Source organism: Bacillus sp. ABP14, assembly GCF_001831375.1.
Lineage (GTDB): Bacteria > Bacillota > Bacilli > Bacillales > Bacillaceae_G > Bacillus_A > Bacillus_A paranthracis.
The window spans coordinates 4,528,695-4,540,000 of record NZ_CP017016.1 but is presented as its reverse complement, the minus strand read 5'-3'; the positions used below and the strand labels follow the sequence as shown (position 1 = coordinate 4,540,000).

Sequence of the window (11,306 nt, the reverse complement as noted above, 5' to 3'; positions counted from 1 at the left end):
CACGTTGAAAAGTGCGGGGATGAGGTGTGGGTAGCGGAGAAATTCCAATCGAACCTGGAGATAGCTGGTTCTCCCCGAAATAGCTTTAGGGCTAGCCTTAAGTGTAAGAGTCTTGGAGGTAGAGCACTGATTGGACTAGGGGTCCTCATCGGATTACCGAATTCAGTCAAACTCCGAATGCCAATGACTTATCCTTAGGAGTCAGACTGCGAGTGATAAGATCCGTAGTCAAAAGGGAAACAGCCCAGACCGCCAGCTAAGGTCCCAAAGTGTGTATTAAGTGGAAAAGGATGTGGAGTTGCTTAGACAACTAGGATGTTGGCTTAGAAGCAGCCACCATTTAAAGAGTGCGTAATAGCTCACTAGTCGAGTGACTCTGCGCCGAAAATGTACCGGGGCTAAATACACCACCGAAGCTGCGGATTGATACCGAATGGTATCAGTGGTAGGGGAGCGTTCTAAGGACAGTGAAGTCAGACCGGAAGGACTGGTGGAGTGCTTAGAAGTGAGAATGCCGGTATGAGTAGCGAAAGACGGGTGAGAATCCCGTCCACCGAATGCCTAAGGTTTCCTGAGGAAGGCTCGTCCGCTCAGGGTTAGTCAGGACCTAAGCCGAGGCCGACAGGCGTAGGCGATGGACAACAGGTTGATATTCCTGTACCACCTCTTTATCGTTTGAGCAATGGAGGGACGCAGAAGGATAGAAGAAGCGTGCGATTGGTTGTGCACGTCCAAGCAGTTAGGCTGATAAGTAGGCAAATCCGCTTATCGTAAAGGCTGAGCTGTGATGGGGAAGCTCCTTATGGAGCGAAGTCTTTGATTCCCCGCTGCCAAGAAAAGCTTCTAGCGAGATAAAAGGTGCCTGTACCGCAAACCGACACAGGTAGGCGAGGAGAGAATCCTAAGGTGTGCGAGAGAACTCTGGTTAAGGAACTCGGCAAAATGACCCCGTAACTTCGGGAGAAGGGGTGCTTTCTTAACGGAAAGCCGCAGTGAATAGGCCCAAGCGACTGTTTAGCAAAAACACAGCTCTCTGCGAAGCCGTAAGGCGAAGTATAGGGGGTGACACCTGCCCGGTGCTGGAAGGTTAAGGAGAGGGGTTAGCGTAAGCGAAGCTCTGAACTGAAGCCCCAGTAAACGGCGGCCGTAACTATAACGGTCCTAAGGTAGCGAAATTCCTTGTCGGGTAAGTTCCGACCCGCACGAAAGGTGTAACGATTTGGGCACTGTCTCAACCAGAGACTCGGTGAAATTATAGTACCTGTGAAGATGCAGGTTACCCGCGACAGGACGGAAAGACCCCGTGGAGCTTTACTGTAGCCTGATATTGAATTTTGGTACAGTTTGTACAGGATAGGCGGGAGCCTTTGAAACCGGAGCGCTAGCTTCGGTGGAGGCGCTGGTGGGATACCGCCCTGACTGTATTGAAATTCTAACCTACGGGTCTTATCGACCCGGGAGACAGTGTCAGGTGGGCAGTTTGACTGGGGCGGTCGCCTCCTAAAGTGTAACGGAGGCGCCCAAAGGTTCCCTCAGAATGGTTGGAAATCATTCGTAGAGTGCAAAGGCATAAGGGAGCTTGACTGCGAGACCTACAAGTCGAGCAGGGACGAAAGTCGGGCTTAGTGATCCGGTGGTTCCGCATGGAAGGGCCATCGCTCAACGGATAAAAGCTACCCCGGGGATAACAGGCTTATCTCCCCCAAGAGTCCACATCGACGGGGAGGTTTGGCACCTCGATGTCGGCTCATCGCATCCTGGGGCTGTAGTCGGTCCCAAGGGTTGGGCTGTTCGCCCATTAAAGCGGTACGCGAGCTGGGTTCAGAACGTCGTGAGACAGTTCGGTCCCTATCCGTCGTGGGCGTAGGAAATTTGAGAGGAGCTGTCCTTAGTACGAGAGGACCGGGATGGACGCACCGCTGGTGTACCAGTTGTTCTGCCAAGGGCATAGCTGGGTAGCTATGTGCGGAAGGGATAAGTGCTGAAAGCATCTAAGCATGAAGCCCCCCTCAAGATGAGATTTCCCATAGCGTAAGCTAGTAAGATCCCTGAAAGATGATCAGGTTGATAGGTTCGAGGTGGAAGCATGGTGACATGTGGAGCTGACGAATACTAATAGATCGAGGACTTAACCATATAATATGAAGCAATGTTATCTAGTTTTGAAAGAATATAAAAAACTTGTTGACTTTCAAAGTTAAATGAGTTACAATAATTCTTGTCTTAAATGAATACAGTCTGGTAATGATGGCAGAGAGGTCACACCCGTTCCCATACCGAACACGGAAGTTAAGCTCTCTAGCGCCGATGGTAGTTGGGACCTTGTCCCTGTGAGAGTAGGACGTTGCCAGGCAAATGGAGGATTAGCTCAGCTGGGAGAGCACCTGCCTTACAAGCAGGGGGTCGGCGGTTCGATCCCGTCATCCTCCACCATTTAGCCGACTTAGCTCAATTGGTAGAGCAACTGACTTGTAATCAGTAGGTTGGGGGTTCAAGTCCTCTAGTCGGCACCAGAAATCATGGCGGTTGTGGCGAAGTGGTTAACGCACCGGATTGTGGCTCCGGCATTCGTGGGTTCGATTCCCATCAGTCGCCCCATTTTTCTTAAATAAATTAATATGCGGGTGTGGCGGAATTGGCAGACGCACCAGACTTAGGATCTGGCGCCTTTGGCGTGGGGGTTCGACTCCCTTCACCCGCACTTTTAATTAAATAACTCATACATGTCTTGCGGAAGTAGTTCAGTGGTAGAATACAACCTTGCCAAGGTTGGGGTCGCGGGTTCGAATCCCGTCTTCCGCTCCAATTTTCAATATGACATGCCGGGGTGGCGGAACAGGCAGACGCACAGGACTTAAAATCCTGCGGTGGGTGACCACCGTGCGGGTTCGACCCCCGCCCTCGGCACCATATGCGCCCGTAGCTCAATTGGATAGAGCGTTTGACTACGGATCAAGAGGTTAGGGGTTCGACTCCTCTCGGGCGCGCTTTTATTAACGGGAAGTGGCTCAGCTTGGTAGAGCACCTGGTTTGGGACCAGGGGGTCGCAGGTTCAAATCCTGTCTTCCCGATATTCCCAAAAAACATGGGGCCTTAGCTCAGCTGGGAGAGCGCCTGCCTTGCACGCAGGAGGTCAGCGGTTCGATCCCGCTAGGCTCCACTTATTTTAATATCATTTATGGCGGTGTAGCTCAGCTGGCTAGAGCGTACGGTTCATACCCGTGAGGTCGGGGGTTCGATCCCCTCCGCCGCTACCATAAAGGACCTTTAGCTCAGCTGGTTAGAGCAGACGGCTCATAACCGTCCGGTCGTAGGTTCGAGTCCTACAAGGTCCACCATTAGAAGTTTATATCTCGGAGGTATACCCAAGTTCGGCTGAAGGGATCGGTCTTGAAAACCGACAGGCGGCGAGAGTCGCGCGGGGGTTCGAATCCCTCTACCTCCTCCATTTTTTCTTAATTAAATATTTTATCGTCGCGGGGTGGAGCAGTCTGGTAGCTCGTCGGGCTCATAACCCGAAGGTCGCAGGTTCAAATCCTGTCCCCGCAACCAAGGTCCCGTGGTGTAGTGGTTAACATGCCTGCCTGTCACGCAGGAGATCGCCGGTTCGACCCCGGTCGGGACCGCCATTTTTACATAAAGGCTCGGTAGCTCAGTCGGTAGAGCAGAGGACTGAAAATCCTCGTGTCGGCGGTTCGATTCCGTCCCGAGCCACCATTTTGAAGTCGCAAGCCGGCTTAGCTCAATTGGTAGAGCAACTGACTTGTAATCAGTAGGTTGGGGGTTCAAGTCCTCTAGCCGGCACCACTTTCAAAATGAGCCATTAGCTCAGTTGGTAGAGCATCTGACTTTTAATCAGAGGGTCGAAGGTTCGAGTCCTTCATGGCTCACCATTTACAATTTAATGCGGGTGTAGTTTAGTGGTAAAACAAGAGCCTTCCAAGCTCTGGTCGAGAGTTCGATTCTCTTCACCCGCTTTTCAATTATGGGCCTATAGCTCAGCTGGTTAGAGCGCACGCCTGATAAGCGTGAGGTCGATGGTTCGAGTCCATTTAGGCCCACCATAATTGTTCCGCAGTAGCTCAGTGGTAGAGCTATCGGCTGTTAACCGATCGGTCGTAGGTTCGAGTCCTACCTGCGGAGCCATATTTATAGAGAAGTACCCAAGTGGCTCAAGGGGCTCCCCTGCTAAGGGAGTAGATCGCGAACGCGGTGCGAGGGTTCGAATCCCTTCTTCTCTGCCAGTAATTGGCCCGTTGGTCAAGTGGTTAAGACACCGCCCTTTCACGGCGGTAACACGGGTTCGAATCCCGTACGGGTCATATTAAAAGAGATAGCATAATCTGCTATCTCTTTTTTGTTGTGTAAAAGTGGACTTTGGATAGAAAAAAAGGGATACTCAAGGTCATTAATGAAATGGCACTTAGAAATATATCATAGCTGGGAAGATTCTAAGGAATTAGTTGTAGAGTTATTAGATACAGTTGAATAATAAAAATTGAAATATGGGGCGCTCAACTAAAGGATGCTTTAATTGAGCTTTTTAATATTGAAATTGCTGTATTAGGTGCTACCACGGAAAACAAATAGTATAAATAGAAGAAACTGTCTTTCAATAGGTGATCTACTGGAGACAGCTTTTTTATGTTGTCATTATTGTCGAGTTTTGTCGGTAAGTCGATATATTGCAAAAATCGCCGATATAATTTGAGTTACGGTCGATAAATTTCAATAATCGCTGATATATTTGGAGTTACAGTCGATATATTCTAAACATCGCCGATATAATTTCACTTACCGACAAAAACCATAGAAAATCCCTTTCACAATCTAAAGAAAACGCCTCCATTGAAATGGATTCCATACCTGATCTAATAACTTTACACTCTATGTGAAAAAGTTCACAAATAGGTCATAATTTGTGAACTTTTTCACAATAATACGTGCTACAATATGAATGTAAAGAAGTTAAACAACATTAAATTAGTATTTTAATTAATTACTTAAACAATCATAAAAAATATATGTGAACAATAGAGAGGGGAAATTACCATGAAAAAAGGTATCAATCGTGTAGTATTAGTAGGAACAGGAGCTGTAGGTTGTAGTTACGCTTACTCAATGATCAACCAAGGTGTAGCTGAAGAATTCGTATTAGTAGATGTTAATGAAGCAAAAGCAGAAGGGGAAGCAATGGACTTAAGCCATGCGGTACCATTCTCTCCATCACCAACAAAAGTTTGGAGCGGTAGCTATGCAGATTGTAAAGATGCAGATTTAGTAGTCATCACTGCTGGATTACCACAAAAGCCAGGTGAAACTCGTTTAGACTTAGTTGAGAAAAATACAAAGATCTTTAAACAAATCGTTCGCGGTATTATGGATAGCGGATTCGATGGAATCTTCTTAATCGCAACTAACCCAGTTGATATTTTAACTTACGTAACTTGGAAAGAATCTGGTCTACCAAAAGAGCGCGTAATTGGTTCTGGTACTACTTTAGACTCTGCTCGTTTCCGTTACATGTTAGGTGACTACTTAGATGTAGATCCACGTAACGTTCATGCTTACATCGTTGGTGAACACGGTGACACTGAACTTCCAGTATGGAGTCACGCTACTATCGGTGTACAAAAACTAGAAACAATCTTAGCTAACAACGAACAGTACAAACAAGAAGACTTAGACAAAATCTTCGAAAACGTACGTGATGCAGCTTACCATATCATCGAGCGTAAAGGTGCAACTTATTACGGAATCGGTATGTCACTACTTCGTGTAACTAAAGCAATCTTAAACAACGAGAACAGCGTATTAACTGTATCTGCATACCTTGAAGGTCAATACGGTGAAAAAGATGCTTACGTAGGTGTTCCAGCTGTAATTAACCGTGAAGGTGTACGTGAAATCGTAGAGCTTGAGTTAAATGAGGATGAAAAAGCGAAATTTGCTCATTCTGTAAAAGTATTAAAAGAAACAATGGCACCAGTACTATAATAATAATTGCTAAATAATCCAGAAGTGGGGAACTACTTCTTACTTCTGGGTTTATATATAATTTAATATAAATTCCTTTTCCGGTTTCCCTTGTATATCCCCAATATACCCCTTTTGCTGGATCAGGGTCGTTTATAATAAAGAGCACTCTACTTTGCGTAGAGTGCTCTTTATTATTATCATTTTTTAGGCGTTAATCCTAATTTCTTTAAAATATCTGCCAGTGTACCGCTTTTTGATTTTTCAACAGGTGTTTGTGATTTAGATGCATCAGGACCTTTCTTCAAGAAGTTCTTTTCAACGAAGCGAATATCTTTTTCGTCAACAATACCATCTTTATTTAGGTCACCGTCTTTCACAGATACTCCTTTTTTACCATAGTTGCTAGCGATAATTTCAGCATCTTTTATATCAATTACTTTATCTCCATTTACATCACCGGCAAGGTTTTCATCAAGGCGTGCATAATAATATTGGCCAATTAGCTTACCGTCTTTTTCAGTACCAAGTTTCGTTGTTAGTCGGCTTGTTAAATGCCCTGGAACCTCTACATATAAGTTATAGTCGCGTTTATTAACAGGAAGTCCATTTAGTTTGAAGTATCCGTATTTATCTAGTGAGCCTTCAAACTTATGACGGTAAGAATCTGTTGCATATACTTTTACGCCAAGCTTTGTATAATCGAATTTCTCATCTAAATATCCACGTTCATTTAAGAATGCACCAGGCTTAATATTTCCTTCTACTAGTGAGTTTAAGGACATTACTGAGAATGATTGATCTTGAAGGACACGCATTCTATTTGGCTCTGTTTCCCCTTGTTTCCAGTATGCAAACACTGCTGATTCTAATTGAGCATTTGCTTCATAAAACTCATCATTTTCTACTTTGAACGTTACATCAATGAACGGGAAATCACCATCTAATCCAGCGAAGTTTTTGTCATCGATAGCTCCGCCAACTGTAACAGAACCTTCTTCTAGTTTCGGTTCATTTACTTTTGCGGTCACCCCTTTTTCAGAAAGGAGTTTTTCAAAAGCAGGATTCAATTTCGCATTTGCAAACTTGAAGTTCTTTTCTAGGAATTTTACGTTAAATGCTCCAGATACAAATTGTTTTACATGTTTAGCGTTTAGTGTCACAGTGAATTCATCATCTTTATATAATTCTTTTTTATCATAACTAGCTTTCGCATATTGAGCACCTTGCGGGATAAACCAATAGTTATTTACGCCGCTCGGGTAGTCAGGACCTGCAGTTGCATAATCGAAAATATATAAGCCTGTATTCATTGGACCTTCCACCTTAAAGGATTCAGGAGTAATGCCAATTTTAAAGTCACCATTTTCCGTAATCGGTAAAAATTTGTGCAAGTATGGAGAATAATCATAATACATAACACCGTTCGCTTCTTGCGTAATGTTAAATCCTTTTCCTTTTAAGTAGTCAACGTTAGAATCATATACATTTCCTTTAATCCATAGAGCTTTTTTACCGTCTTCTACTGTATAGTTTTCTTCATTTAATTCATAAATACCAGGCTGTAATCCAGTTAATTTCACTTCTGGCGGTGTATTATCAATTACGACATAATCACCTTTCACACGTGCTTTTCCCGCTTTATCATAGCCAACAAACTCAATTGTGTAATCACCTTCCGGTAAGTCGATTTTCTCATCACCAATTGGTTTTGCAGGATCATTTGTAAAAGGATACACTTTTCCGTTAAAGAAGGATTCTAAGTAGTAATACACATCCGTTTTTAGGCCACTCGTGTTTAACGTTCCAATGAAGCCGAGTGCTTTATTTGTTTTCGAATCTTTTACGATAAGATCTAACGTTTCAAGTTCGCTATTTAATTGGAATGCCCCGTGCAAATACGATTCACGGTATGGATTGAATTTAGATGTATCAGTTGAGATTGTTTTTCTTGATAACAGTGCATTTTCAATACCAGGCTCTGATACTCGAATAGAGAACGGAATTTGATACGTTTCTTCTTTATTTTTCGTGTTTGTAATATGAATATATCCTTCATATCGGCCTTGCTTCACGCCAGCTGGAATATTAATTTTTGCTTCAATTTCATCTGATTTACCAGCATCAATCGTAATTGTTTCAGCAGTAGAAACTTTTATACCGTTTGCGGTAGCATCGTTAATGGCAGAAGATGCTGGTGTATAAGAAATTTCTGTTTTAAATTCTTTCTTATCTTGTTTATTACGATTTTCAATTTTAATTTTTCGTTTTTGCTCAATTGATTCCCTGTCTTTTTGATAGAACTTGCCGAATGCAATAGATCCAGTTTCTTCTGGTACTTCAATTACTTCATCATTTACAATTGTTTTTGTCGTATCTAACACTTTAAAACTTGTTTCCGTATGAACAGCGTTGTACGCATCTACTCGTCCAGCTCCAACTTCATATACGGAATACTTTTCTTTTAAATCATCAGCTGTGTTCATAAGAGACGCCTTTACATCGAATGGAGAGTAGTCTGGGTGTTCTTGTAAAATAAGAGCAGCAACGCCCGCGATATGTGGAGAAGCCATAGATGTTCCTTGCATACGCTCGTAGGAAACGTCATAGTTTTCGCCCTTTTGTGGGTCGTTAATATATTCAGGTACTGTTGAAAGTACAGCAACACCAGGCGCTGTAATATCAGGTTTAATATCATCATTTGATGTAACAGGGCCGCGTGAGCTAAAGTCTGCAAGATGATCGCCTTCTGTTTGAATGTAATTAATTTCATCGAAAGTTAAGGATGTTTTGCCTTGTTCAATTTGAGCTTTTAGTTTTTCTCCATCTGCTTTCGTTAGGCGGAATGCTGGAATATACTTTGTGCTTTCACCAACGTAGAAAGGAATTTCTCCGTCCACATTGTTATAAATAATAACGGCCTTTGCACCGGCTTGTTTTGCATTCGCAATTTTTTCATCAAATGACAGTGTACCGCGTGCAACGAGAGCGATTTTTCCTTTTACATCTTTTTTACTAAACTCGTCAGGCGTAACAATTCCTACAGATTCAATAGGTAAAGTTTGCCCCTTGAAATCTTCTATTTTATCAGTGAAGTTTTTGCCGAATAAAATTAGGTTAGGAAATTGTAATTGCCCAGCATGACCTGATAGTTTTGGTAAGGAAATAGAGCTATCACTTGCTCCGACCGTAATCGCAAATGGAGAAGCACCTGGTGATCCGAGTGTTGCTGGATTTGGACCAGAGTTTCCAGCAGCAACGACTGTAACAACGCCCGAAAGCATCGCGTTATTGACAGCGATAGAAGTAGGATCAAGCGGATTGTTGCTATCGTCACCTAACGATAAGTTAATGACGTTCATACCGTCAGAAATAGATTTATCGATTGCAGCAATAATCCCTGAACTAGCGCCGCTTCCGTATGGACCGAGTACACGATAGTTATATAGTTCAATGTCAGGTGCAACACCTTTTACTGCTGAATCTGATTTGTTTTTCTTTTGAGCAGAAACGATACCTGCTACGTGAGTACCGTGGGCTGTGTAGAAGGAAGAGCCACGATCATCAAATTCAGGAGCGCCAGATTGTTGCCACTCTGTATAAGTTGTTTCCATCGGATCTGCATCGTTATTAATAAAGTCCCAACCTTTTACGGAGTTTGGATCTACCTTGCTAGAGTCTTCGCCAGGTTTTGCGCGATAGCCCTTATACACGTCTTTTAGGTCAGGATGATTGTAATCAATACCTGTATCTAATACACCAACTTTAATTCCTTTTCCGGTAATGCCTTCGCTATGTAACTTATCGACCCCAATTTGCGGAATACTATCTGTTAGTTTTTGAGGTGCTTTTTGCTCAGATTGTTTTGGTAAATTTAATTTCACTTCGTAATCTTTCCAAATCCGTTTTACAACACCAATTCGCAACAATTCTTCCACTGTATTTGCAGGTAATGTCAGCGCAACCCCATTTATCGCATGCTTATAAGAACGTTTAATTTGTACAGACTGGAAATTCCCTGACTTTACTGATGGACTGAAGTGATAAAGACGTTTTAGTCCTTTTTGAAATTCCTCATGTTCTTGATCAATACGTGCCTTTATATTTTCAGGAGCAACTTGTAACCCTTTTTCTTTTTGTTTTAATTCATTAATCTTTACTGGAGCTGTTTGAAATTCTACAATGATATTTACAGGCTCAGAACTACTCGTATTAATATCTGGCGAGATAGTAAAACCAGGGTTGGCATCTAACGTTTGTAATGCCTGGCGCTGTTCTTTAGAAAGTTTTGATAGTAAAGACTGGGCGTTTGAAGAGTCAATTTGGTTAATAGGGTTTTCAGCCAGTACATTGAACGGAAGGGCAGTTGAAAATAGAACGCCAGCCGTTACAATTCCGGTAACAAAACGATTTTTCTTTTTCATGTATAAGCCTCCGATAATTTATATTTTAAAATTTATTTCTCCGTGCCTGGTGTTTGCTTTGCATGGAATGTCCAGTTTAGCTGTAAGGAATCACCCTGGAATTTATTTTGATCTTGTTCGTTGTCTTCAAAGGAGAAGAGCACGTGTAAATAATCTGTTTCACCAGATTTAATACCGTCTATTAAGTTATGACGTTCTAAAGAAGTAGCCACATCCTCAGGTTTCATAGTTTTTAATTGTGATAGTTTTGTTTCCCACAAAATTTCATGATCATCGTTTGGATTAGATGGCTTTCCATCATTCACTAAAAATTTGACGATGATGTGATCGCCTAAATCTTCACCATCATTATTTTTCTTTGCATCTGTAACTTCATAGGATGTTTCAAGTGCTACTTTTGCAATATCCAATGACCCTTTATTTTCAAGCGTGAAATTTTTTTCAATAAAGTCACCTGGCTTTAAATCTTTCACATCAACGATTACACTTGGATTAATAGAAAGGTCTAGTGTTCCAGCTTGAAATGAGTTACTAGATGTTTCAGAATCACTGAAGTAGGCGAATACACCGCCGAATGTAAGGGATAAGCCGAGCGTTGCGGTGACAACTCCCATTCCAACCTTTTGTTTTAATGACATAAGAAAGCCCCCTAATTAAATTTTTATAGCGACTGCTCGTAACAAGGATAAATAAGTAAACATAGTAGTCCACTATGAATTATAGTTACGAAAAGTTGCTGTTCTTTATTGAGAACAAGTATATGCTTATCAATTTTCCATTTCAATACAATTGTGACGAAAAATGTTGAGAAACATTTTTTTATGACAGATTATTTTGTTACGATTTCAAGTGGAAAATAGGATAAAAAAGAGGATAAAGCTAATAAAATAGAGGTTGAGAAATAAA

Annotated in this window: 3 protein-coding genes, 22 tRNA genes and 2 rRNA genes (1 of these 27 only partly in view); 25 read left to right on the top strand and 2 right to left on the bottom strand. The window is 42.3% G+C overall.

All coding sequences use genetic code 11. From position 1 onward, the window contains the following. The 25 genes from BGI23_RS23780 to BGI23_RS23660 form a co-directional block, all read left to right on the top strand. Positions 1 to 2,136: ribosomal RNA gene (locus tag BGI23_RS23780) — 23S ribosomal RNA — on the top strand (it extends 787 nt beyond the left edge of the window). Between the two features lie 101 nt (positions 2,137 to 2,237). Beyond that, a 5S ribosomal RNA gene (gene rrf / locus BGI23_RS23775) occupies positions 2,238 to 2,353 on the top strand. A gap of 4 nt (positions 2,354 to 2,357) precedes the next feature. Then, a tRNA-Val gene (locus tag BGI23_RS23770) sits at positions 2,358 to 2,433 on the top strand. A gap of 4 nt (positions 2,434 to 2,437) precedes the next feature. Further along, positions 2,438 to 2,513: transfer RNA gene (locus BGI23_RS23765), tRNA-Thr, on the top strand. Positions 2,514 to 2,522: 9 nt separating this feature from the next. Beyond that, positions 2,523 to 2,598: transfer RNA gene (locus BGI23_RS23760), tRNA-His, on the top strand. 22 nt (positions 2,599 to 2,620) lie between these two features. Further along, positions 2,621 to 2,701, top strand: a tRNA-Leu gene (locus BGI23_RS23755). A gap of 29 nt (positions 2,702 to 2,730) precedes the next feature. Beyond that, a tRNA-Gly gene (locus BGI23_RS23750) sits at positions 2,731 to 2,805 on the top strand. A gap of 16 nt (positions 2,806 to 2,821) precedes the next feature. Continuing rightward, positions 2,822 to 2,910, top strand: a tRNA-Leu gene (locus BGI23_RS23745). Positions 2,911 to 2,913: 3 nt separating this feature from the next. Next, a tRNA-Arg gene (locus BGI23_RS23740) sits at positions 2,914 to 2,987 on the top strand. Positions 2,988 to 2,997: 10 nt separating this feature from the next. After that, positions 2,998 to 3,071 (top strand) — tRNA-Pro (locus BGI23_RS23735). Positions 3,072 to 3,087: 16 nt separating this feature from the next. Continuing rightward, positions 3,088 to 3,160, top strand: a tRNA-Ala gene (locus tag BGI23_RS23730). Positions 3,161 to 3,180: 20 nt separating this feature from the next. Further along, positions 3,181 to 3,257 (top strand) — tRNA-Met (locus BGI23_RS23725). A gap of 4 nt (positions 3,258 to 3,261) precedes the next feature. Next, positions 3,262 to 3,338 (top strand) — tRNA-Ile (locus BGI23_RS23720). 17 nt (positions 3,339 to 3,355) lie between these two features. Next, positions 3,356 to 3,448: transfer RNA gene (locus tag BGI23_RS23715), tRNA-Ser, on the top strand. A 27-nt stretch (positions 3,449 to 3,475) separates the two neighbouring features. Further along, positions 3,476 to 3,552, top strand: a tRNA-Met gene (locus tag BGI23_RS23710). 1 nt (position 3,553) lies between these two features. Beyond that, positions 3,554 to 3,629, top strand: a tRNA-Asp gene (locus BGI23_RS23705). 12 nt (positions 3,630 to 3,641) lie between these two features. Continuing rightward, a tRNA-Phe gene (locus tag BGI23_RS23700) sits at positions 3,642 to 3,717 on the top strand. Between the two features lie 14 nt (positions 3,718 to 3,731). After that, a tRNA-Thr gene (locus tag BGI23_RS23695) sits at positions 3,732 to 3,807 on the top strand. A 10-nt stretch (positions 3,808 to 3,817) separates the two neighbouring features. Continuing rightward, positions 3,818 to 3,893 (top strand) — tRNA-Lys (locus tag BGI23_RS23690). Between the two features lie 13 nt (positions 3,894 to 3,906). Further along, positions 3,907 to 3,977 (top strand) — tRNA-Gly (locus tag BGI23_RS23685). A gap of 10 nt (positions 3,978 to 3,987) precedes the next feature. Beyond that, positions 3,988 to 4,064 (top strand) — tRNA-Ile (locus BGI23_RS23680). A gap of 7 nt (positions 4,065 to 4,071) precedes the next feature. Next, positions 4,072 to 4,146 (top strand) — tRNA-Asn (locus tag BGI23_RS23675). A gap of 7 nt (positions 4,147 to 4,153) precedes the next feature. After that, positions 4,154 to 4,244: transfer RNA gene (locus BGI23_RS23670), tRNA-Ser, on the top strand. A 6-nt stretch (positions 4,245 to 4,250) separates the two neighbouring features. After that, a tRNA-Glu gene (locus BGI23_RS23665) sits at positions 4,251 to 4,322 on the top strand. Between the two features lie 730 nt (positions 4,323 to 5,052). Then, positions 5,053 to 5,997, top strand: coding sequence for an L-lactate dehydrogenase (locus tag BGI23_RS23660; RefSeq protein ID WP_000715338.1), 945 nt, complete (start codon positions 5,053 to 5,055; stop codon positions 5,995 to 5,997). Positions 5,998 to 6,176: 179 nt separating this feature from the next. Here the strand turns inward: BGI23_RS23660 and BGI23_RS23655 are convergent, their stop codons facing one another. Continuing rightward, positions 6,177 to 10,400, bottom strand: coding sequence for a S8 family serine peptidase (locus BGI23_RS23655; RefSeq protein ID WP_070807067.1), 4,224 nt, complete (start codon positions 10,398 to 10,400; stop codon positions 6,177 to 6,179). 32 nt (positions 10,401 to 10,432) lie between these two features. Beyond that, positions 10,433 to 11,038, bottom strand: a complete 606-nt coding sequence (locus tag BGI23_RS23650) for a CalY family protein (RefSeq protein ID WP_070807066.1) — start codon at positions 11,036 to 11,038, stop codon at positions 10,433 to 10,435. Positions 11,039 to 11,306: the final 268 nt, after the last annotated feature.

Bases quoted from the DNA above. Each gene is read 5' to 3' on its own strand.
- BGI23_RS23650 (WP_070807066.1), bottom strand. From the start codon at position 11,038: ATGTCATTAAAACAAAAGGTTGGAATGGGAGTTGTCACCGCAACGCTC.
- BGI23_RS23655 (WP_070807067.1), bottom strand. From the start codon at position 10,400: ATGAAAAAGAAAAATCGTTTTGTTACCGGAATTGTAACGGCTGGCGTT.
- BGI23_RS23660 (WP_000715338.1), top strand. From the start codon at position 5,053: ATGAAAAAAGGTATCAATCGTGTAGTATTAGTAGGAACAGGAGCTGTA.